The following is a 21,432-nucleotide window of genomic DNA, read 5'->3' as shown; positions in this document are numbered from 1 at the left end:
CTTCCCCTCATCGATAAGCGCGGTCGCAGTCAAGTAGGGTTATGTACCACGCGTCCGGATCGGCGGCACCGGCCGGGAGCCGGTGATACCAGATCGGCACCTGGCGGCGGGCCCGAAACCCGCCGGCCGTGAGCGCATTCCGTAGCTCGGGGATCGAGGCCAGGCACTCCGCATAGTCGGCGCCGTCGTCCTGCAGTTGCCGGCAGGCGGCGGCGACGAGCCAGGCGAGCAGTCGACGGTCCGCCCGTGGCCACACCAGATCGACGATGCGGCCGCGGCGCAAGCCGCGCCGGTCGACGTCGACGCGGGTTATCAGATGCCCTACCGGCACGCCGCGTTGGCGGATCAGGGCGAGGCGGTAGCCGCCGGCGGGATAGTCGGCGCAGAAATAGTTCAGGTAGTCGCGGTCTCGACGCAGGGCGGGTGCGAACTCGGGCGCACGCGCGGCCCAGACGGTATCCTGGTCGGTGTCGAAACGCTCGACCGCGACGAGGTCGACCCCGGGTTCGGGCGCGACGTTACGAACGCGCTTCCATGGGGTCGCCAGAGCCGCCGCCGCCGCGGTGGTCGCGCGCAGCACGCCGGGAACGCGGCGAATCGCCGCTGCCGCCCAGGCCCGGCCGGTCAGCGGTCGCACGAAAGTGCGCGGCGCCGTCGACTCCTTCCAGCCGAGACGGGGCAGGATCTGGCGCGTATCGGGCGAGCCCTGCAGGGTGAGCAGCACTCCGGCGGCAGCCTCGGCCTTGCGGAGCAGACCAAAGCCGACGCCCACGGCGCGCTCGCCGGGCAACACGTGCCAGTCGACAAACCACGCCGCGCGATGCGACGAACCCGCGGCGCCCAGTGTTGTCCACATCATCCCAATGTACCCGAGGAACTCGCCGTTCGCTTCCTGCCAGGCGAACCCGGCGGGCAGGTCCGCTGGTCCTGGACGGTACTTCCAGCGCCAGTGGGCGGCGCCGCGGGCCGCGACGTGGGCGTCGAGGAAGGCCAGCATGGCGCGGTTGGCGGGATCGAAGGCAAGGATGGCCACACGTTTAACTCGCCGCGGCCGCGGCTGCGCCTCCGTCCAGACCGTCTGCGACCTCCGACAACGTGGCGCCGTGCACGCCCTGGCCGCGCAGGTGATTGAAGAATCCGTCGAGCCGCCCGTACAGCGACTCGATCGATTCGGGGGTTCGGTTGTAAGGGCTACCGCCAGGCATCAGCTCGCTCGAATGGAACGTCAGATTCAGCACCTCGGCCCCCGCCCGGCGCGCCAGAGCGGCCACGCGCGCCAGCCGGGCCACGGTCATGTACGGGTAAGGCCGCAGCCACTGCGCGCCCAGGCGCTTGCGGTCGAACAGGCGCCGCACGCGACGGTACCGATGATAGAGAGTGCGGACGGCCGGCACATAGCGCCCCAGTGCACTGTAGAAGACGATGGTCGGCGGCACTTCCCACAGGCGCATCGTCCCCGGCCGGCAGACATCTTCCCGGGAGAGCCGATACGGCAGCAGCCCGGCGGCGGTGAAATTCGGCCCTCCGGATCGGCGCGGATCGCCCTTGCTCGGGCCCCAGTTAATGCCGGGGCAGACGGAGGTATCGACGCGGAACCCCGCCTCCTCGAGCAACTCCGCATGTGCCTCGTCGAGACCCCAACGCCCCGCCTTGTACGATACCGGCCGTACCCCGTAGTGCCTTTCGATGGACGATACGAGGGTTGAGAGCTTGGCGCGCTGGACCTCCAGCGGGTACTCGAACGGGTAAGGGTGGTGCTTCATGTCGTCCGCCGTCAGGGGCACCAGCGGCGGTGTGTTCCACGGATGCAGGTGCGCCCCGATCTCGCATTCGCCGGCTTTCCGGCGCGGCCGCAGATAGTCGCGCAGGAAGGGATCGTCCGCCATTTCGAGGGTAAGCAGGTAGGTGATACGAAACCCGTGGCCGGTCACGAGCTCGTGAAATCGCGGTACGAAACGGGCGTTTTCGGTGGTCGCGACGCGCGGCCGACCCCACTCGTTGTCCGGTTCGGTATCGAGCGTAATGACAAACGACGGCTTGGCGGTCATGAGGAGTCGCGACGCGGCGAGAATGGGTGAGCGCGGCTAGATCAGTCGTATTTTGTAACGCAGGCCCCGAACCAAAAGCAATTGCATTTCGCGGGGTGTTCGGGACCGTTGAAGTTTACTTCGGGAGGGCGAGGCTCCCGCCGACCGTATTCGGCGGCGAGCCTGTCGGAGAAAGCGGCTCCGCGCCCTTCGACGGGCTCAGGGCGAGCGGAAGATGCTGTGCAATCAAGGCAGAGAGTCCGCTCGTGCTGAGCTTGTCGAAGCACCGGCGGGCCTTTCTCCGAGAGGCCCCGCGCCCTTCGACGGGCTCAGGGCGAGCGGAAGATGCTGTGCAATCAAGGCAGAGCCCGCTCGTGCTGAGCTTGTCGAAGCACCAGCGGGCGTTTCTCCGACAGGCCCCTAGCACACGGCGTAGCGGCCGCGGCTGAGGGCGTCGATGAAAGCCGGCAAGTCGCTCAACTCGCCGGCCACGATTTCATGCACCCGCGGCTCGATGTCCGCCACGGTCGCTTCCGGAACGAGGACGACCTGGACGCCGACGCGGGGCGCATCGACCGGATCGCCGATGTGGGACGAGAGGGTGACCGCTACCTCGCGGGTTTCGGGGCAAGCGCCATGCAGTAAGTCGGCGAGGCGGAAGGCGAGGACGCTGTAGATCTTCCCCGTATGCGCCACAGAGTTCTTGCCGGCGGCGGCCTCGCCGCCGGCCGGCCGGGCGAAGGCGATTAACCCGTTGACGCGGTTGCCGCGTCCGACCTGCCCGGAGTCGGCGTCCTCGGCGGATGTGCCGGTCAGGCAGAGATAGGCCCCGGCGGTGCCGCGGCCCGGTCGGTCCAGACAGTTGAGACGCCACTCGATTGCAAACGGGGTATCGCGGAAGTGGGTGGCGAGCGCTTCCAGTGCGGCCGCCTTGCGACGGAAGTACACCGTCTCGGACGGTGTCGCACGGCAGAGAAAGGGCATGGCGACGGTCATGGCCAGAGCGCCGTCGGTGCGTTCGCCGAGGACCTTGACGTCCTGTCCCGTGTCCGGGAAGTCGCGCTTGAACGCCGGAGAGTTGAGAAACTGCTCCGTGGCAAGAACGAGGTCTTCGGTCGGTGTCCGGGGGGCATAGCCGCAGGCGCCGCCGGTATCGTTGGCGCTCGGGGCGGCGCTGCCGGCTCCGAAGATGCCGCGCAACTCCTCCGAACCGGGCGCCAGTGCGACGGTCGTGCGGAGGTCCTGGCCGGCGCGTACGTGAGGCAGATGCGCGCGTACCCAGTCGTCGACGGCGGCGCGGGCGACCTCGGCCACCGGCAGGTGGCGTCCGTCGACGACGAAGGTCGCTCGGTCGCCGACGATCAGCTCCATGGGCCGGGTCACCGTACCGGCCCCGAAGGTCTTGTCGCACTGGCCGGCCACGAGCAGCGCCTTGTCGATGTTGTAGTGCACGATCGTGCCCACCGTATCCAGGTAAAGCCGATTCAGACCGATCGCGATCGCTTCTACGAGACTGTCGCAAATCGTGTCCGGATGGCCGATGCCTTTTCGTTCCACGACCTCGATGCGGCGGTCGCAGACGGCGGTTTGTACGAGCGCTTCGACGAGCACTGCTGCCATTACAGTCCTTTACGCGTCCCACGGTACGGGTCGCAAGCGTCCCCGGCCTGCGCAGATCGAAGGACCGGCGACCTTCCCGAACGAGTCGGCACCCGATATCCTGCGAGCGCGACCTCGCGACCGCAGTCGTGGTGGGGGTTGCCATGGGTCGCAGTGCCGGTGAACGAGAGGACGGGGATGACGCACATCGTGCTCAAGTTATACGTTACCGGTCAGTCGCCGCGATCCGAGCAGGCGATCGCCGACCTGAAACGGCTGTGCGAGCGCGAGTTGACTGGCCGCTATGAGCTGTCGATCGTCGATGTCCTTGCGCAGCCGCAGGTCGCGGAAGCCGAGAACGTGCTTGCCACCCCAACTTTGGTAAAGGAACTGCCTCCGCCCAACCGCCGCGTCGTCGGTGACTTGTCCGACCTGGCAAGGGTGCTCGCGGCGCTCGGCCTCGAAGGCGGTTCGCGCTGAAAGTCGACGGCAGCCCCAGCGGTTCCCCCGACCAAACACGATCGATAAGCCGGCAGTGCGTTTCCCGTAATCTGGTGAGCCCCCGGGTCCGATTCCGATGCGTTGGAACGGAGACCCGGCCCGACGTCGTGGAACGTCGAGTGACATTGCGCTGGCAGCGTGGCCGGGAAGTTGCAGCGTGTCGGTCGGGACGAGAACAGTTCCCGTGTGGGAGGGCGCAACAGGATGGACAAGCCTGCCTACCACTTCGATCGCTGGGGTACCTACCTGGGTCGGGTAGACGAGAGTGGCCGCTACTTCGACAGCCGTGGGGCGCTGTGTGGCATGATCGACGACCGCGGCACGCTCACGGGTACGGACGGCAGTTCCCGTGGGCGCGTGGATGTGCAGGGGCAGGTTTGGGATGAAGGCGGGAAGTACGCTGGGTTCTTCTTGCCGGCTGTGCGACCGCGTGCCGTCAGCGGCATGCAGCGCGCCGTCTGAGCCACGATTTCCGCGTTTGCGCGCACGGCGCGAGGAACTTTACAGATGATCGAGGAGCGGTGCGCCACCGTTCGTGCCGAGTAGCGCCGTCTCGACAACCCGATCGCCCTGAGTAGCCGATGTCTTCTCAATCCGCGTATCGAAGGGTTCAGGCGCGTATCGAGGCACGTCCGGTGTGACCCCTCGATACGGCCCCTGAACAAACGGGTCCTACTCGGGGCGAACGGGGAGTTGCGGGCATTGGGGTGCGGGCACCAACCCGCGCTGATTTTCCGGCGGCGCGCAGCCGTCTCAGTTCAGGTAGTCCCGCAGGCCCTTTTCCGCGCAGATGGTCTTTAGCCGTGCGAGGGCACGGTTTTCCAACTGACGAATCCGCTCGCGGCTGACGCCGAGCTGCTGGCCGATTTCGTCCAGGGTGCGGGCGTCCGTGTCGAAGCCGAAGCGTTGGCGGAGGATGTGTTGCTCCCGCGGCGGCAGGCTGTCGATGGCGCGGTCCAGATGGGTACGAAGGGCAGTGAACATCGCCTGCCGGTCGGGCTGTGCGGTTTCGTCAGGCAGGAGGGCACCGAGCTGCCGGTCGTCATCGTCGCTCAGCGGCGCATCGGTCGATATGAAGCGAAAGCCGTAGGCCATCTGGTCGAAGCGGTCGCGATCGAGGCCGTCCATTTCGTCCGTAGTCTCGGCCATGTCGGTGTCGGGCCCGGTGGCCTGGCGCGCGTGGCGCCGGCGGAACTGATTCCAGTGCACGGGAGTGCGTATCAAGGCGCCCTGGGTATCGGCGGCGCGGCCGAGTTGCTGCCAGATCCACCACGTTGCGTAAGTACTGAACTTCACGGCCCGGGCGGGGTCGTACTTTTCCACTGCTCGGAACAGGCCGACGGTGCCCTCCTGGAAGAGATCGAGGTAGCTGAGGGTGGGATGCCGGTAGCGCCGTGCGAGGGCGCTGACCAGGCGTACGTTGGCGCGAATCATCTCGTCGCGGGGCCTGCGATAGTCGGCAAGGGCGGCGGCCAGATCGGCGCAGAACTGCCGGATGGCCGGTAGGCGCAGGCCGAGGGCCCGGCGCCGCGGCGCGTCGTGCAAGAGGCGGTGAGCGTAATCGAGGATGGTGACCGCTTCGCGCTCCCGGAAATCGTCCTCCGGGTGGACGACGCCTCGTCCGGCGCCGGCGAGGGCCTGGCGGGCGAGGCGCGGATACCGACGCAGGAGCGTGCGCACCCGTCGGCGAGCGCGGACGATCCGGCGGGTCAGGTCGGCCTCTTCCCGAGCCGTCAGAAGGCGCGTGCCGGCGAGCGTGGCGCCAAGGATCGCCTCGGCATCCAGCTCCGACACGCCGGCGGCGGTCGGCGGGCCGTCCGCCTCGGCGGGGCCACTGAGGTCGTTATCGGTCAGGCTTAGCTCGGCGGGCTCTGGGTCGAACATGCCGGCTTCGACGGCACGCCCGCAGCGAAAATTCAACGAAACTTCCTTGCTGCGCCGCGCGCCACGGACGGAACGTGGGCTCGGGGACTGGGCCGTTTCGTCGAAAATCCGGGTCTGCATCGCCTGCCCCCACCCTTCACGCACTTACCCATTTACACCTAGCGATTGCCTTGCCGACATAAGGTGGGGCGAAAGAGCCGCGTGCCCGGTCGGGTCCGTTCCCAGCCGCAGGAATTCCGGATGGCGCGAATGCGGAACTCAAGCGGCGATATCCGTCCGGACGGTATTGCCTGTCTGAATCGGCGGCAGTGGCCCGCGGTTTGCTCAGGCAGAATCCGCGGCGTCTGACTGGCAGGCGCCGACCAAATAATTCCGGGGGTGACGATGGGTCACAACAGCAAGCATGTAAACAACGGTTTGTTTCAGCCTGATGTCATCTTGCCGGGACAGTTTTTGGCGCGGCGAGGTGTGCAGGCCCACGGCGAGCGGCATCTCATGCTGGCGGTGCTCGAAGACGGCATCAATTGTTTTCGGGACAACCTGCTGGCCACGCGGGAGTCCGAGCGACGGATCTTCCGCGAGGCTGAGGAGTGGATCATGGGCGAAGAGCAGGTCGGGCCGTTCTCGTTCCTGGAGATTTGCCACGTCCTCGGCCTTGACCCCGATTATTTGCGGGAAGGTCTCGAGCGGTGGCGCCAGCGGCAACTGCGCGCTGTCGAGTCTCACTCCCATGCCGCCTGAGCGCACCGTCGCGCTCGCCCGCAACGCGGCGGCCGTGCCGATCCTGGCACGGCCGCCGCGTTGTTTTTGGCTGACCCGCGTGAAGGTGTAGGCTGTGCCGCCGCTGCGTATCGCTCTTACGGTTCGCCAGCTCCGACGAGCCGCACCGTACTCGCCTGAGGTCCCTTATCGCCCATTTCTTCGACGAACGTGACCGGCGTACCGACGGCGAGCTTCGCGAAGTTCGCACCGAGCACGCTGTTCTTGTGGAAGTAGACTTCGCGGCCGTCGCCGACGGCGATGAACCCGTAACCGTCGGCGGGAAACAGCCGGGCGACGTGGCCGACCGGGGATTCGGCGTGCGCCTTCACGCTGCCGCGACGCTGTGCGACGTACTGGTCGAGTTGACGCCGTGCGGCTGCAAAAGCGTCGCGAATCGCCACGTAGACGTCCTCGTGCCCGTGTGCCTGAGCAGGATCGCGAGTGACGAGCAACTCGCCCCCGGGCACGGTCAGGTCGATCCTGACGTGGAAGAGCTTGCCCTGGTGGTGGTGCTTGTGCGGGGCCTCCACCACTACCCGGCAACCGGTAATACGGTCGTGAAACCGATCCAGCTTGGCCGCCCGTTCCCGGACTTTCGCTTCGACGGCCGCCGACGGCTCCATATTACGGAAGCTGATCTGCAAAGGTACCTGCATGGTTCCTCCTCGCTTTTACCACCACTACCGGCTTAACGTCACGCGCAAGTTTCCTGCCACCAGTGCGCGCCGTAGCTGCGACGAACGGGCGACGGAATCGGGATCGGATTCTTCTCAAGCTTGCGACGGGGGCGGCGCGCCGCTGAAAAAAGCTGCGTTCTCGAAGCGGGTTTCCACCTGCCGCTCGGGAACGGAACGAGCGCGCTCGGCGGGGAGGGCGCTGGACGCCGGCCGCGGTACAAGGCACCCTGCGAACGCGAGGGCCGCCTTACACGGCACGCTGGGGACCCGAGGAGCCGGATGATGAAGGAATCCTTTACGCAACGCGTCGTCGAGGTCTTCCTCCGCGGCAATCTTTCCATTCTGCTCGTTATCGTGTCGCTCCTGCTCGGGGCGGCTGCCCTGTGGGTGACCCCGCGCGAAGAGGAACCGCAAATCGTGGTACCGCTGGCGGATGTCTTCGTGTCGGCGCCGGGCCTGAGCGCAACCGAGGTGGAACGTCTGCTCTCGACGCCGCTGGAGAAGCTCCTCTACCAGATCGACGGCGTCGAGCACGTCTACTCGATGTCGCGGGCCGGCGCTGCCATCGTGACGGTGCGTTTCTTCGTGGGTGAAAATCGCGAGGACTCGCTGGTCAAGATCTACAACAAAGTGCAGTCGAACATCGACCGGGTGCCCGCCGACGTTACCGGCTGGGTGGTGAAGCCGGTCGAGATCGACGACGTGCCGATCGTCAACGTCAGTCTTTGGAGCCGAGACCCGGCACGCTACGACGACTATGCGCTGCGGCGCGTCGCCGAGGAACTCGAACTGCGTCTGCAGGCGGTGCCGAACACCAACCGCACGGAGGTGATCGGCGGGCCGCCCCGGCGCATTGTGCTGGAGCTGGATACCCATGCCCTGGCGGCGCGGCGCACCTCGCCGATCGAGGTAGCCTGGGCGCTCGGCGTGTCCAACAGCGAAACGGACAGCGCCGGGTTCGACCAGGGGGACCGGCGGTACCTGGTCGAAGCCGGCGGCTTCTTTCCGGACGCGGAGTCGCTGCGGTCGGCGGTGGTGAACGTCGTCGACGGGGCGCCGGTGTTCTTGCGCGACGTTGCCAGAGTGGTCGACGGACCGGACGAGCGGCAGACCTATACCTGGCTCGGCTTCGGTCCCGCCGATCGGGCGGCGGTCGGCCGTCCGGCCAGGGGCGATTTTGCGCCCGCGGTGCATGTCGCGGTGGCGAAGAAGAAGGGTACCAACGCCGTATGGGTGGCCGACGCGGTGGCCGAGCGCGTTGCCGAGCTGGCTCCGGTGCTGTTTCCGGACGGCGTCGAATACGAAATCACCCGCAACTACGGCGAGACTGCCAACCACAAGGTCAACGAGTTGGTCGAGGGGCTTGCTGTGGCACTGGTGATCGTCATCGCGCTCATCGCGTTCTCGCTCGGCTGGCGGGAGGCGCTGGTGGTGGCCGTGGCCGTACCGATTGCGTTCTCGCTGACGCTCTTTGTCAATTACCTCTTCGGTTACACGATCAACCGCGTGACGCTGTTCGCGCTGATCCTGTCGCTCGGCCTCGTCGTCGACGATCCCATCGTCGACGTCGAGAACATCTACCGGCACTTTCAGATGCGACTCGAACCGCCGTTGCAGGCGGTCCTGACGGCGGTCCAGGAGGTCCGGCCGCCGATCATCCTGGCGACGCTGGCGGTCATCGTTTCCTTCCTGCCGATGTTCTTCATCACCGGCATGATGGGCCCGTACATGAGGCCCATGGCACTCAACGTGCCGCTCGCCATGCTCATGAGCCTCGTGGTCGCGTTCACGGTGACGCCGTGGATGACCTACCACGCGTTGCGCCGCGTGTATCGGGAAGAGCAACGTGAACCTTACGTGCTCGAACGCACTCTGACTTATCGGACTTACAGGGCCTTGCTGGGCCCGTTGCTGGAATCCCGCCGATTGGGGGTCGGGCTGCTGGTGCTCATGGCGATCTTGTTCCTTGCGGCACTCTCGTTGGGAGGTGTCCGTCTGGTGCCCCTCAAGATGCTTCCGTTCGACAACAAGAACGAGTTCCAGATCGTCATCGACATGCCCGAAGGGACTACGCTGGAACGTACCGACGCCGCGGCGCGCGCGCTAGCTGGCGTGGTCGCCGGCCTTCCCGAGGTCACCAACTACAGCGTCTATAGCGGTGTTGCCTCGGCGATCGACTTTAATGGTTTGGTCCGCCACTACTACCTCCGGCGCGGGCCGCACCTGGCCGATATTCGCGTCAATCTGGCGGGCAAACGCGAGCGCAGCGCGCAGTCGCATGACATCGTCCTGCGCCTGCGCTCCCTGCTCGAGCCGGTGGCGCGGGCCTGGGACGCCAACATCAAGATCGTGGAATCCCCGCCGGGGCCGCCGGTTATCTCTACGCTCGCGGTGGAGATCTACGGCGACGACGGCGTCCCCTACCCGCGCTTGCAGGCGGCGGCGGAAATCCTTGCGGCGCGGCTGCGCGTCGAGCCGTTTGTGGCCGACGTCGACACCAGCGTCGAAGCCGAGCAGCCGCAGTGGACCTTCACGGTCGACAAAGAGAAGGCGGCACTGTCGGGCATCGCCACGAGCGACATCGGCCAGGTCGTCCGCCTCAGTCTCGACGGCATGACCGCGAGTCGGCTGCACGCGCCGGGCGAGGTCAATCCCCTCGACATCGTCCTGCGCTTGCCGCGGGCGACGCGGAGTTCCGTCGAGGATCTGCGGACGATCTACCTCAAGGGGCGGCCCGGCTATACCCAGGTCCGCGAAGCCGGCGGGATGCGTACGGCCCCGGTGCCCATCGTCCAACTCGGCGAGTTGGGCCGCTTCCTCGAAACCAGGGCGGACCGGACGATTTACCACAAGGACCTGCAGCCGGTAGCGTACGTGTTTGCCGAGACTGCCGGGCGGGCGCCGGCCGAAGCGATCGTCGACGTGACGGCCGACGAGTTGTCGGCCGGGGCGACACCGCCGGCCGCCTCGCCTCGCGACGTCGACGGGCGCACCTACTTTCGCAACGGCGGGGGGGTGCCCTGGGCGCTGCCCGCCGGTACCCGGGCGGTGTGGAGTGGCGAGGGCGAATGGCAGATCACCCTCGACGTCTTTCGCGACCTCGGCATCGCCTTCGGTATGGCGTGCCTCGGCATTTACGTACTCCTCGTCTACCAGACCGGATCGTACGCCATGCCCCTCATCCTGATGATCTCCATCCCGCTCACGGTCATCGGTATCATGCCGGGTTTCTGGCTGCTGAACCGCCTGACCTCGACGCCGGTCGGTATCTATCCGAATCCGGTGTTCTTTACCGCCACGGCAATGATCGGCATGATTGCGCTTTCCGGTATTGCGGTGCGCAATGCGGTGCTACTGATCGAGTTCGTTCACGAACGGCTCAAAGAAGGGCAGAGCCTGCGTGCGGCGCTGCTGGGCAGCGGAGCGGTACGGTTCCGTCCGATCATGTTGACGGCGGGAACGGCAATGCTGGCGGCCTGGCCAATTACACTCGACCCGATCTTCTCGGGGCTGGCGTGGGCGCTGATCTTCGGACTCCTGGTGTCGACGGCATTCACGCTCCTGGTTATCCCGGTCACGTACGACCTCGTATACCGCAACCGGGAAGGGCACGGTGTGCCCCGCCAGGCCCAGTGACCACGAATGGGCACGGAGGCAACGATGGCTTCGCGGCAGACGATGGTGAAGGTAGCTCAGGCGGGCATCGGCATAGCCGTCATGGTGCTGTCGATCATGTGGATGTCGGGCTTCTTCGGTCACAAGATCGCCCCCGGATTCGGCGCGGTCGCGGTGCCGACAGCACCCGCCGACGCGATAAAGGCGACCATCGTCGAGGAATCGGTTCCGGTCGTCGAAGAGGCGGCCGGAACCGTGCAGGCGGAACGTAAGACCGGAGTGTCGGCGCGCATCCTTGCCGCCATCCGCGAGATAGCCGTTCGCGCCGGCGATCAGGTGGAGAAGGGCGCTGTCCTTATCCGGCTGGACGACCGCGACTTGCAGGCCAGGGCCTTCGAGGCGCGGCGGGCGGCCGACGCCGCGGAGGCGGCGCACCGCAGCCGGCAGGCCGATTACGACCGGGCCGTGCAGTTGAACAAACAGGGGATCGTCAGCCAGGGCGAACTCGACCAGGCTGAAGCCGCTTACAAGATTGCGGCCGCCGAGCTCGAGCGCGCCCGGGAGGGGGTGCGCGGCGCCGACATTGCCCTGAGTTACGCCGAGATCGCCGCGCCGGTCAGCGGCCGGGTCGTCGATCGGTACGCGGACCCCGGCGATACTACCGTTCCGGGCAAGCCGATCCTCGCTCTTTACGACCCGTCGGCCTTGCGCATCGAAGTCCCCGTGCGCGAGTCGCTGGCCGTCGGCATCAAACCGGGGGATTCCCTCGACGTGCGCATCGGCCTCGACGGGGCAGTGCTGCGCGGCGTGGTCGACGAGATCGTGCCGCAGGCCGAGGCCGGATCGCGCACGTTCCTGGTCAAGGTCGGACTGCCGCGGGGCGAGAATGTTTACACCGGCATGTTTGGCCGCCTCGTGATTCCTGCCGGTCAGCGCGCGCGCGTCCTCGTGCCCGGAGCGGCCGTGCAGACCGTCGGCCAGCTCACTTTCGTGACCGTCGTCGATGCGGAGCGCCGCACCTCCCGGCGCCTGGTCACCCTCGGACCCCCGGCCGGGGCAGATCGTTTCGAGGTGCTGAGTGGCTTGCGCCCCGGTGAGGAAGTGCTGGTGTCCGGGCACTAACGCGATCGCTGCCGTTATTGCCGGCGGACCCGATGTAAGGCTGGACGCAGGGGGGCTTTTGTAGTACGAGTTCATCGAAATTTGCTCTTTAAGGGGGGGCGGCGAGGCTGGTGTTTCGGCCCGGCGAGGACGAAGCGAAGGAGGAACGGTATGCGCAAACTGAGCAGATTAATCGGTGTAGGGTTAACGTGCCTCGTGATGGGTGCGGCGACCTCACGGGCAGCAGAGCCCGGATTGTTTCTGGGGGCCGACCTCGGCATCGCACAGCCGACTAACGACAACTTCCGGCAGCACGTACAGCTCGGTATGACCGGCGAGCCCTTCGTCGGTTATCAGTTCAACAAGTACATCGGCTTGCTCACGCAGATGCACATCAACGCGTGGCCGCCCGACGACGACAATCGCCGGTATTACCAGCAGGATATCGCGAACGAGACGCAGTGGACGACGATGTGGGCGTTGACCGCCGGGCCGCGCTTCTCGCTGCCCGTCTTCGACGATCTGGTCGACTTGCACGTGGGCGCGCAGGGCGGTGGGTATAAGGCGATGGGCGGGCGCATGAACCAGTGGGCCCCCGGCTTCCAGGTGGGCGGCGGTATCGATTACAACCTCTCGCCGAACTGGGCCGTCGGTGCCTTCGGCCGCTGGAATCGGGCCTACATGTCGCCGCACCCCTACTATCTCGGCGGTCCTAAGCCGGCCCCCCTCGATCAGCAGGGCCCGGCCGACGCGCAGTGGGCTACCGCGGGTATCTCGGTGAAATACACGTTTGCGGAAGAGGCAGTTCCACCGCCGCCACCGCCGCCGCCTCCTCCCCCGCCGGTTGCCGCGCCGCCGATGAAGAAGAAGATCGTTCTGCGGTCGGTGCATTTCGATTTCGACAAGTCCAACATCCGGCCCGACGCGATCCCGGTCCTCGACGAGGCGATCAAGGTGCTCAAGTCCGAGCCCGAGAGCGTCGGCGTGATATGCGCCGGGTACACCGACAGCGTCGGCTCGGATGCGTACAACATGAAACTGTCGATGCGCCGCGCCGAGGCGGTACGCAATTACCTCGTCAAGGGCGGTATCTCGTCCAAGCGGATCAAGGTCGAGGGCTTTGGCGAGTCGAATCCCGTGGCTTCCAATGAGACGGCGGACGGACGCGCCCAGAACCGCCGCACGGAGCTGCGACTCGATTGAGGTATCGATCGTAACGAGCACCCGCCCGGCGGGTACTCTCTGACCGCGAAGCGAACGGGCCGCGATCTCGAAAGGGATCGCGGCCCGTGGCGTTTGTGGGGCCTGGAAATCCTTCCGACTCCCCGGGGGACGCTCGGACGGAGGGCGCAGCCATCGCGCTTCAGGATGGCAAAGCCTCGGGACTCTCCTGACGCCCGCTCTCCCCCTCCGCCGCCGGCGGGCCGGTAATCACGAGGATCGGTCGGTCTCCGCATTCGATGACCCGCTGCGTTATGCTGCCCATCAGCATGCGGCGCGGCCCGCTGCGTCCGCGCCGTCCCATAACGATCAGGTCCACGTCCATCCGCGCGGCGTTCTCGATAATCGCCACCGCCGGGTCGCCTTCACTCAGTTCTTCGCGATGGTCCACCCGCAATTCGCCGGCCAGACGCGCCACGTCGTGCAGGTACACCCGGCCGTTTTCCGTCAGCTCCTGCAGGGCGGCGCTCTCGCTCACCGTTCCTCGTCGGGTCAGCGCCTTGACCACCTTGCGGTCGACGACGTGCAGGAAGATCACTTCCGAACGCTGCGCGGCGGCCAGACGCAACGCATACTGGGCCGCGAAGCGGGAGAACTCCGAACCGTCGACGGGAACGAGCAAGCGTTTCACTCGATATGACTCACTCATCTCCGCCCCCTTCCGACGCCGCGATCTGGCGCCCCTTGAGCAGCTTCATCTGGAACAGTCCCTCCCGTTCCTTCTCCTCCAGCGATCCCTCTATGAACCGGATGGTGTCGCGGTACTCCGGGATGAAAATGTGTTCGAGCGCGTTCACTTTGCGCTGGGTCTTCTGCAGCTCCGTGGCCAGGCGGCGGCACGAAACTTCCACCTCGGCCTGATGGACCAGCGCGGGTAGCAGAGCGCGGAGGCGGCGTCCGACCAGCGCTGCGCCCGGGCTCGCCATGCCCCCGGCTACGGCAGCGACCGCCGCCGGCGGGCCCTCGAACGAGAGCAGCGGCACGGTGACCCCCATGACGCTGCGTTCCCGCACCCGCAGGGTAGCGGGCGGGGCGGGAGCGAGAGCTTCGGCTTCGATGGCCGGCTGCCCGTCGGTTACAAGGGCGGCGCGCAGCGTCGCATAGGCGCGCTGCAGCGCGGCGGTCAATTGCCGGCGCGATCGCTTGGCGTCGCGCGCGATTTGCATAAGCTCTTCGAGCAGGATCTCGCGTTTCTGCTCGAGCAGTTGGTGACCACTGCGCACGAAGACGAACTGTTCCCGCATGCGCAGCAGGTTGCTCTTGGTGGCTGGAACGTCGGTACGGCGCATGGCAAGCACCTCACACTCGGGCCGGCTCGCTCGCGCCCGCTGCCTCCGGCCGATGCCGCTGCAACAGGGCACGGCCGATGCGGGTGAGTTCGCTGTCCGGCAGCGGCGCCAACGCGTGCCAGCCCAAATCGAGGGTCTGGTCGAAGGTACGATTATCGGTCAGACCCTGGCCGACGAATTGGCGCTCGAAGCTCTCGCCGAACTGCAGATAGCGCCGGTTCACCTCCGAAAGCTCCTGCTCGCCGATGATGCTGGCGAGGCGCCCGACCTCCTTCATGCGCGCGTAGGCGGCGTATAGCTGGCTGGCCAGCGGAGAGTGGTCTCCCCGCGTCCGCGCCGCGCCAATGCCGTCCTCCATCAAGCGCGATAGCGACGGCATGACGTCGATCGGCGGATAAATACCCCTGGCGTGCAGGTCGCGAGACAGGACGATCTGCCCCTCGGTGATGTAGCCGGTCAGGTCGGGAATCGGGTGCGTGATGTCGTCGTTGGGCATCGTGAGGATCGGGATCTGCGTGATCGAGCCGGGCCGGCCCTTGAGACGGCCCGCTCGTTCGTAGATCGACGCCAGATCGCTGTAGAGATAACCGGGATAGCCCTTGCGGCTCGGCACCTCGCCCTTGGCGGTGGCGACCTCGCGCAGGGCTTCGCAGTAGTTGGTCAGGTCGGTCAGTACGACGAGAACGTGCAGGCCGATATCGAAGGCGAGGAACTCCGCGACGGTCAGAGCCGCCCGCGGCGTCACCAGCCGCTCGATGCTCGGATCGTCGGCGAGATTGAGAAACAGCACGCTGGTGCGCAGCGCGCCGCATTCCCGAATACTGCGCTGAAAGAACGCGGCGACATCGTGGTTGACGCCGATGGCTGCGAACACGACCGCGAACTGCTCGCCGGCTCCCGGAATCGTCGCCTGCCGCACGATCTGGGCGGCAAGCGCGTCATGCGGCAAACCGCTCCCCGAGAAGATCGGGAGCTTCTGACCGCGCACGAGCGTGTTCATGCCGTCGATCGTCGAAATGCCCGTCTGGATGCAATCGCGCGGGTAGTCGCGGCGCACCGGGTTGATCGGTTCGCCGTTGACGTCGCGCAGCGCCTCGGCCAGCGGCGGCGGGGCGCCGTCCAGCGGCCTGCCCAGACCGTCGAAGACCCGGCCGAGCATCTCCCGCGCCACCGGCACTTGCAGCGGATGACCAAGGAAGCGCACCCGCGTTTCGGCCACCGATAGCTCGCTGGTCCCCTCGAGCACCTCGACCACGGCGAGATCGTGCCGCAGTTCGAGCACCCGTCCGTGCAGCGTCTGCCCGGTCGGCGACACGATCTCCGCCAGCTCGCCGTATCCGACGCCGAGCACCCCACGCAGAAAGATCAGCGGCCCGCGGATCTGATGGAGCCCGCGATATTCCAGCCCGGCGTGGTCGGTTACGGGCGCGTCCATGACTCACTCCGTCGCGAGCCGGTCCATCTCCGCGTCGATCGCGTCGACCAGCTCGTCGAACCGCTCGATGGCGTCGTCGGGAATCTCGAAGCGCATGCGCATCAAGCGCGCGCGCACCCCCAGTTCCTTGACCCGGTAAATCGGGATCTTGCGCTCGATGACTTCCATGCCGCGCTCGACGTACCCGAACACGGCGCGCAGCATGCGTACCTGCTTCGCCGGCGAGCTGTAGCGGTCGATCGCGTCGAAGGCGTTCTGCTGCAGGAAGGCGTTGCGCAACACCCATGCGCCCTCGAGCACCATGCGTTCGCGGTCCGGCAACGACTCCTCGCCCACCAGCCTGACGATTTGTTGCAGCTTGATCTCCTCGTTCAGCAGCGCGACGGCGCGCGCGCGCAAACCCGGCCAGTCGGGAAAACCATTGGCGCGCCACCACTCCGCCAGGTCGTCGGCGTACTCGCTGTACGAATCGCGGAAATTGATCGCCGGAAAAAAGCGGGCACTCGCCAGCTCCTTGTCGAGACCCCAGAAGCAGCGCACGAAGCGCTTGGTGTGCTGCGTCACCGGCTCGGTGAAGTCGCCACCGGGAGGCGACACCGCCCCGATCACGCTGACGGAACCCTCCGTGCCGGCAAGGGTGGTGACGCTGCCGGCGCGCTCGTAAAACGCCGCCAGCCGCGTCGCCAGGTAAGCCGGAAACCCCTCCTCCGCCGGCATTTCTTCCAGACGACCGGAGATCTCGCGCAGCGCTTCCGCCCAGCGCGAGGTCGAGTCGGCCATCAGCGCGACGTGGTAACCCATGTCGCGGTAGTACTCGGCGATCGTGATGCCGGTGTAGATCGAGGCCTCCCGCGCCGCGACCGGCATGTTCGACGTGTTGGCGACCAGCACGGTGCGCTCGAGCAACGGCCGCCCGGTGCGCGGATCCTCGAGTTGCGGCAACTCGGTCAGCACCCCGGTCATTTCGTTCCCCCGCTCGCCGCAGCCGATGTACACGATGATGCTGGCGTGCGCCCACTTCGTCAGGTTGTGCTGCGTGACCGTCTTGCCGGTTCCGAAACCGCCGGGAATCGCCGCCGTACCGCCCCGGGCCAGCGGGAAGAATGCGTCGATTACCCTTTGCCCGGTGAGCAACGGGACGTTCGCGGCGTTGCGGGCGCGGGCCGGCCGTTCGCGCCGCACCGGCCAACGGTGAAAGAGAAAGACGTCGCGCACCATTCCGACCCCCGCCACCAGGGCCACCGGGTCGTCGAGCGTGTAGTCGCCGGCCGGGGCTACCCGCACGACCGTGCCGTTGACGTCGGGCGGCACGAGGACGCGATGCTCGATCAACGCGGTTTCCTGGACGGTGCCGAGCACTTCGCCGCCACTTACCACCTGCCCGGCCCGCAGCATCGGTTCGAATGACCACGCGCGGGCGCGGTCCAACGGCGCCGCCGCGGCCCCGCGACGAATGAATTCTCCGCCGCGGCGGGCAAGGGTTTCCAGCGGACGCTGAATGCCATCGAAGATGTTGCCGAGCAGACCCGGCCCGAGCTCTACGAACAACGGCAGGCGGGCCGCGTATACCGGGTCCCCGGGACGCAACCCGGTCGTTTCCTCGTAGACCTGTATCGTCGCCTGATCGTCGTGCAGCCCGATGACTTCGCCGACGAGCCGCGCCGCGCTGACCCATACCAGCTCCGCCATGCCCAGGGTCGGGGTGACTCGCGCCCTGACCACCGGACCATTGACGCCGGTGACAATACCGCAGGTTTCCGGGGCAGAAGTCATGGTCGTCAATCCGGCCTGGTAACCGCGGCGAGCTGGTCGATGTGCCGCGCTTCGGCAACTGCCCGCCGGAGGCGATCTGCCAACCGCCGAAGGCGCGCCCCGAAGGAATTGTCGAACCGCAGTCGACCCTCGGGCGTTTCGAGAATTACCCCTCCACCCGACGGAAAGTCAGGCTGCAGCTTGATCTCGATGCGCGCGCCCCCGAGACGGTCGAGGGCAGCGGCATCGAGAAGACCCGCGTAGGCCTCCGGCATCGATACGCGCACGGGACCCGGCGGAAGGATCTGCAATCCGGCGGCAATCAAGCGCTCGACGACGATCGCGGCGTCGGGTCGCGTGGCTAATCCGGCGAGCCGCTCGCTGGCGTGCGCGATGCTCTCCTCGATCAACCTTTCCCGCGCTTGCAGGTAACGGCGCTGACACTCCGTCTCCGCCGCGGCGAGGAGTTGTGCGGCCTCCCGGCGCCCGCGCGCGGTGCCCTCCTCCCGAGCGTCATGCTCGACGCGTTCGACCTGCCGCGCTCCCGCCTCCCGAATGCGTTCGGCGCGCTCCCGCCCCTGCGCCACGACGGCGGCCGCCTCTGCCGCCGATTGCTCGCGGATGAGCGCGGCGAGGCTTTCTGCCTCCAGGGCCGTTGCGGGAATCGTGTTCACAGTTGGACTCCCAGTACGCGCTCGACGAAGTGACCGACCGGATCGCCGCCGGGCTCGTCGCCGAAGCCGGGAATCTCGATCACCAACGGACCCCTGGTGTCGAGAACGGCCGCATCGACAAGGTCGCGCGCCAGGTCGGCCACCCGCGTGGTGATCACCAGCAGGCACGGGACGATCGTCCCGGACGCTTCTTCGGCGCGCATCGCGTCGATCGCCTCGGCAATGGCCGCGCGGGCATCGGCCGCGGCGTGGACGATGCGGCCGGCGACGCCGCCGAGCGCGAAGGCGAGCACGGTGTCCGCGTCGCCCAGGACTTGCAGTACGGTCATCCCAGCCGCCCCAGAATCATAATGGCGACGATCAGCCCGTAGATCGCGACCCCTTCCGCCAGGCCGACGAAGATCAGCGCCCGACCGGCAATCTCCGGTCGCTCGCCCATCGCTCCGACGGCGGCAGCGCCGACGTGTCCGACGGCGTAAGCCGCCCCCAAAGAGCCGATCCCGGTGGCCAGCGCGGCGGCCATGAATCCCCACATGACGGCCTGGTCACCGAGCGGGCCGGCCCGGCCCGCGGGCGCAGTCTCGGCGCCGACCGTGAACAGGCTGCCGAGAACCAGGGCGACGACCAGCGCCACCCCGCCCACGACGGCGAGGTTCGCAAGTACCGCCCATACAATCCGCCGCCGCGGCGTGGCCGCACCAGGTGCGATCGTTCTGTTATCGAGGATGGTCATGGATGCTCTTTCTCCTCTCTCCGCTCAGCGCGGGCTTCGCCCGCAACCCATTGCGGATTGCGGAATGCGGATTGCGGAACTCATGAATCCCTCGTCCGCAATCCGCAATCCGCATTCCGAAATTCTTCGCACCATGCGACGAACTCGCCAACTAGTAGCTCGGGATGGGCCGGGCGGAACCGCGGCGATCCGCAAGGGGCGATACTCCTCGCCGCCGCCGCCGTAGAACTTGCTGAAAAACTCGAAGTACTCGAGCCGCACACTCTGGATGGCGACGATCAATCCCTCCAGAACGATGATCAGCAGATTGCCGATCACCAGGACGAGTGCCGCCCCGGCACTTCCTGCCCCGCTCTGCCCGACAACGTCGGCCAGACTGAAGACGGCCAGGAAGAGGCCGGCGTGACTCAAGGCGAAGGCGGCCAGCCGGATGAACGTGGCCGTGTTGGAGACACTGCTGATAAACGTGTCCAGAACCTCCACCGCCGCCTGCACGAGGGAGGCGAACACCTCGTTGAAGTCGAGCCGCTTACCCTCCCGCCGCGCCCGCCACACCGCCGCCGCCGGATCCTTCAGGAAGATTGCCGCCAGCGGGACAGACACCCAGATCAGCGCGGTTCCGAGAGTGACCGCATCCGGTCCGCCGATCAGACGGCGCAGGAGCAGGCCAATGGCCGTCCAGTAGGCCACCGCGGCAAACAACCCGTTACGCTCCAAGAGCGCCCGGAGATCGCGCCGGCGCCAGGCGTTGAACAGGTTGAGGAGGAAGCCGAGACTGAGCAGCAGAGCGCCGAAGATCACCGCGGCGCGAATCAATGCCGGCATGTCCTCCATCGGCCGCAACCACAATGCCGGCAGCCAGTGCTCGACGCCGAAAACGCTGCCGTAAAGGAATCCGAAGACGATCGCCGAGACGCCGCATTCCATCAACATGACCGCGTAGTCGCGGTAGCCGGCCGGACGCCGGTACAGGAAGTAACCGACAGCGAACAGGACGGCGCCCTGACCGACATCGCCGAACATGAAGCCGAACATGAGAAGGAAGGTTGCTGCGAGAATCGTCGTGGGTTCGATCTCGTCGTACTGCGGCAGGCCGTAATTGCGCAGCAAATGCTCGAACGGCCGGATGAGCCACGGGTTGCGCAACAGGATCGGCACGCCGACCATGCCTCGCCGCACGGCGGTCAGAGCCTCCGGTGCGCTCCACTGCAGGACACAGCGATCTTGCGTTCCGTTCCGGACGGCGGCCTCGAGACGAGAGGCGAGGCGGGCGGGAACCCAGCCGGCCAGTAGCGCCGTGCGTTCCGAACGACCCATCTTGCCACGCGCCTCCAGGAACAACCGTTCGCGTTCGACCCGGGTCGCCAGGGCCCGCAACTCCACGCGCCGCTTCATCCCCAGCGCCCTCCGCTCCGTTTCCAGCCGATCGAGCTCGGCGTGCCGGGCGTCGATCCCGTCCGTTACTTCACCGAGTAAATCGTCGGGAGTGCCATCGAGATCGGCCGGCACTTCGACCCGTTCGAGCTGGGCGCCACGCAAGGCCCGATCGAGGACGTCCTTCGACGGCTGCAAGCAGACAGCGCTTATGAGCAATCGACCGTCCCGGCCCGGCGCGCTGCTGGGTATGAGCAGGTGCGGGATAGTGGCGAGGCTTTCGCGCAGGCGCGGCAGGTTGCGCTGCGGCAGTAAACCCGAAACGAGGGTCACGTAGCGCAGGTTGCGCAGGGTCTCGAGCGCGACGCCGACGGGAGCCAGCGCGCGCAGATGGCGCTGCCGCGTGGTCAGCCGCTCGATGTCGGCATTGACCGCCGCCATTTTCTCGCGGAGAGCGTCGATTTCGGCAGCGAGCGTGGTGACGCGCGCGTCTACCTCGCTCGCGGCTACCGTGTCGTCCGGCGGCGCCTCGCTCTCGTCGGAATCGAACCTGACCGCGCCGACGAAGGCGGTCGCCTGCCGCAGGGTTCGCGACAGACCTTCGAGATGCGCGACGCGCTCGGCCACGTCGTACGGGCGGACTGCGGACGGCGCGTGGATCGAGTGCCGGACGTCGAGCAGATGCAGTACGCCGGCGGTCGCCACCGCCCGGGTTGCCGCTTCGAGATCGCGGTCGAGCACCATGATCGAGAGATGGAGCATCGGTTCCGGTGTCAACATGCGATCGC

General features: G+C 66.9%; 19 protein-coding genes. 6 read left to right on the top strand and 13 right to left on the bottom strand.

Annotated elements, in window-relative coordinates:
* Nucleotides 1-7: 7 nt before the first annotated feature.
* The 3 genes from L6Q96_14900 to L6Q96_14890 all read right to left on the bottom strand — a co-directional run bounded on the left by L6Q96_14900 (nucleotide 8) and on the right by L6Q96_14890 (nucleotide 3,647).
* Entirely contained in the window at nucleotides 8-1,033 is a 1,026-nt protein-coding gene (locus tag L6Q96_14900; GenBank protein MCK6555843.1) for a hypothetical protein, read from the bottom strand.
* A gap of 4 nt (nucleotides 1,034-1,037) precedes the next feature.
* Nucleotides 1,038-2,048, bottom strand: a complete 1,011-nt coding sequence (locus tag L6Q96_14895) for a hypothetical protein (GenBank protein MCK6555842.1) — start codon at nucleotides 2,046-2,048, stop codon at nucleotides 1,038-1,040.
* Nucleotides 2,049-2,447: 399 nt separating this feature from the next.
* The gene (locus tag L6Q96_14890; GenBank protein MCK6555841.1) at nucleotides 2,448-3,647 is read right to left on the bottom strand and encodes a methionine adenosyltransferase; all 1,200 of its coding nucleotides are present in this window, start codon (nucleotides 3,645-3,647) and stop codon (nucleotides 2,448-2,450) included.
* A gap of 177 nt (nucleotides 3,648-3,824) precedes the next feature.
* Between L6Q96_14890 and L6Q96_14885 the strand changes: the two genes are divergently transcribed.
* Both L6Q96_14885 and L6Q96_14880 read left to right on the top strand, forming a co-directional pair.
* Complete coding sequence (locus L6Q96_14885) at nucleotides 3,825-4,106, top strand: circadian clock KaiB family protein (GenBank protein MCK6555840.1); 282 nt, start codon at nucleotides 3,825-3,827, stop codon at nucleotides 4,104-4,106.
* Nucleotides 4,107-4,331: 225 nt separating this feature from the next.
* The gene (locus L6Q96_14880) at nucleotides 4,332-4,589 is read left to right on the top strand and encodes a hypothetical protein (GenBank protein ID MCK6555839.1); all 258 of its coding nucleotides are present in this window, start codon (nucleotides 4,332-4,334) and stop codon (nucleotides 4,587-4,589) included.
* Between the two features lie 291 nt (nucleotides 4,590-4,880).
* Here the strand turns inward: L6Q96_14880 and L6Q96_14875 are convergent, their stop codons facing one another.
* Nucleotides 4,881-6,047: a sigma-70 family RNA polymerase sigma factor gene (locus tag L6Q96_14875; protein ID MCK6555838.1), complete on the bottom strand. Its 1,167-nt coding sequence runs from the start codon at nucleotides 6,045-6,047 to the stop codon at nucleotides 4,881-4,883.
* Nucleotides 6,048-6,395: 348 nt separating this feature from the next.
* Here L6Q96_14875 and L6Q96_14870 point away from each other — a divergent pair, with 348 nt between their 5' ends.
* On the top strand, nucleotides 6,396-6,752 hold the full coding sequence (locus tag L6Q96_14870) for a hypothetical protein (protein MCK6555837.1): 357 nt from the start codon (nucleotides 6,396-6,398) through the stop codon (nucleotides 6,750-6,752).
* 116 nt (nucleotides 6,753-6,868) lie between these two features.
* Here L6Q96_14870 and L6Q96_14865 read toward each other — a convergent pair whose 3' ends face one another.
* Nucleotides 6,869-7,429 (bottom strand): HPF/RaiA family ribosome-associated protein, encoded by a 561-nt coding sequence (locus tag L6Q96_14865; protein MCK6555836.1) that lies wholly within the window; start codon nucleotides 7,427-7,429, stop codon nucleotides 6,869-6,871.
* Between the two features lie 303 nt (nucleotides 7,430-7,732).
* Between L6Q96_14865 and L6Q96_14860 the strand changes: the two genes are divergently transcribed.
* The 3 genes from L6Q96_14860 to L6Q96_14850 all read left to right on the top strand — a co-directional run bounded on the left by L6Q96_14860 (nucleotide 7,733) and on the right by L6Q96_14850 (nucleotide 13,369).
* Complete coding sequence (locus tag L6Q96_14860) at nucleotides 7,733-11,086, top strand: efflux RND transporter permease subunit (GenBank protein ID MCK6555835.1); 3,354 nt, start codon at nucleotides 7,733-7,735, stop codon at nucleotides 11,084-11,086.
* Nucleotides 11,087-11,110: 24 nt separating this feature from the next.
* Nucleotides 11,111-12,187, top strand: coding sequence for an efflux RND transporter periplasmic adaptor subunit (locus tag L6Q96_14855; GenBank protein MCK6555834.1), 1,077 nt, complete (start codon nucleotides 11,111-11,113; stop codon nucleotides 12,185-12,187).
* Nucleotides 12,188-12,337: 150 nt separating this feature from the next.
* Entirely contained in the window at nucleotides 12,338-13,369 is a 1,032-nt protein-coding gene (locus L6Q96_14850; GenBank protein ID MCK6555833.1) for an OmpA family protein, read from the top strand.
* Between the two features lie 160 nt (nucleotides 13,370-13,529).
* Here L6Q96_14850 and L6Q96_14845 read toward each other — a convergent pair whose 3' ends face one another.
* The 8 genes from L6Q96_14845 to L6Q96_14810 are packed head-to-tail and all read right to left on the bottom strand — an operon-like array spanning nucleotide 13,530 to nucleotide 21,424.
* Entirely contained in the window at nucleotides 13,530-14,036 is a 507-nt protein-coding gene (locus L6Q96_14845) for a universal stress protein (protein ID MCK6555832.1), read from the bottom strand.
* Complete coding sequence (locus L6Q96_14840; protein ID MCK6555831.1) at nucleotides 14,029-14,676, bottom strand: V-type ATP synthase subunit D; 648 nt, start codon at nucleotides 14,674-14,676, stop codon at nucleotides 14,029-14,031. Before L6Q96_14840 ends, L6Q96_14845 begins: the two co-directional genes overlap by 8 nt.
* Nucleotides 14,677-14,686: 10 nt before the next feature.
* Nucleotides 14,687-16,111, bottom strand: a complete 1,425-nt coding sequence (locus L6Q96_14835) for a V-type ATP synthase subunit B (protein ID MCK6555830.1) — start codon at nucleotides 16,109-16,111, stop codon at nucleotides 14,687-14,689.
* Between the two features lie 3 nt (nucleotides 16,112-16,114).
* Nucleotides 16,115-17,884 carry a V-type ATP synthase subunit A gene (locus tag L6Q96_14830; protein MCK6555829.1) on the bottom strand — a complete coding sequence of 590 codons (1,770 nt, stop codon included), beginning with the start codon at nucleotides 17,882-17,884 and terminating at the stop codon, nucleotides 16,115-16,117.
* A 5-nt stretch (nucleotides 17,885-17,889) separates the two neighbouring features.
* Nucleotides 17,890-18,537, bottom strand: coding sequence for a V-type ATP synthase subunit E (locus L6Q96_14825; protein ID MCK6555828.1), 648 nt, complete (start codon nucleotides 18,535-18,537; stop codon nucleotides 17,890-17,892).
* Nucleotides 18,534-18,866, bottom strand: a complete 333-nt coding sequence (locus L6Q96_14820; GenBank protein ID MCK6555827.1) for a hypothetical protein — start codon at nucleotides 18,864-18,866, stop codon at nucleotides 18,534-18,536. Before L6Q96_14820 ends, L6Q96_14825 begins: the two co-directional genes overlap by 4 nt.
* The gene (locus L6Q96_14815) at nucleotides 18,863-19,270 is read right to left on the bottom strand and encodes an ATP synthase subunit C (protein ID MCK6555826.1); all 408 of its coding nucleotides are present in this window, start codon (nucleotides 19,268-19,270) and stop codon (nucleotides 18,863-18,865) included. The genes L6Q96_14820 and L6Q96_14815 overlap by 4 nt, the downstream gene beginning before the upstream one ends.
* 24 nt (nucleotides 19,271-19,294) lie before the next feature.
* Nucleotides 19,295-21,424: a hypothetical protein gene (locus tag L6Q96_14810; protein ID MCK6555825.1), complete on the bottom strand. Its 2,130-nt coding sequence runs from the start codon at nucleotides 21,422-21,424 to the stop codon at nucleotides 19,295-19,297.
* Nucleotides 21,425-21,432: the final 8 nt, after the last annotated feature.

Source organism: Candidatus Binatia bacterium (genome assembly GCA_023150935.1).
In the GTDB taxonomy this organism is placed as follows: Bacteria; Desulfobacterota; Binatia; order HRBIN30; family HRBIN30; genus JAKLJW01.
The sequence above is the reverse complement of the archived record's forward strand: the minus strand, read 5'-3'. Positions and strand labels throughout refer to the sequence as shown.